Raw genomic sequence first — 674 nt, 5'->3', positions numbered from 1 at the left:
GTCCGTTCTTCAGCCAGACTCGGAATCGATTCAGCGACTGCGAGAGCGTGTCAAAGGGTTTCGCAGTCGCATCGAATTCAACCGTCGCGATCCTGGCGAGACGGAGACGGAACGGCAGCAAACTTATCAATTGATTCGCGAGTTGCGTCACTCGCACAACGAGGCATTGGCCGAATTATCTGAGCATGAGTCTGCGAAAAATCAGCAGATCGTGGTGCCGGTGGATCAGGAGGTCGTCACCATGCTCGAAAAACTACGTACGCAACTGCTTGATGCTCACGATGCACAGGACGACCAGCAACTACGTTTAGCTCGTCGTTTGATCGAAGCGTTAATGTCGGGAACCATTCTTTTGTACCAGCAGGGTGAGCGAAGACAAGGTCACGGATGGTTGCAGGGTCGTGCTCAGGTGAACGTTGTCGCCGCGTTGGTCAAACGCTTTACCGGTATCTCGATCGACGTATCACCAGATGATCAAATCGAACTCAAACTCGATTATAAGAGGCCATTGCTGATTGACGAACAGTCCGAAACGGCAAAGCGTCTCTGGGACCAGGGGTTACTGCAAGTTGAAATCGCTCGGCAAATGGGCTGCATCCCGCCCTACGTTACTAAGCTGATACAGCATTGGCACGACAAGCGTCGACTGCCGCGGCCCAACAACAAGTCGCGAC

1 protein-coding gene is annotated in these 674 nt (G+C 53.1%); it reads left to right on the top strand.

What is annotated here, in order from left to right; genetic code table 11:
• Positions 1–674 (top strand): hypothetical protein (locus tag ABD971_RS32300; protein WP_345327830.1); only part of this gene is annotated, 674 nt, incomplete at both ends.

Origin of the sequence: Novipirellula rosea, assembly GCF_039541335.1 — a bacterium.
In the GTDB taxonomy this organism is placed as follows: Bacteria; Planctomycetota; Planctomycetia; order Pirellulales; family Pirellulaceae; genus Novipirellula; species Novipirellula rosea.
The sequence above is the reverse complement of the archived record's forward strand: the minus strand, read 5'-3'. Positions and strand labels throughout refer to the sequence as shown.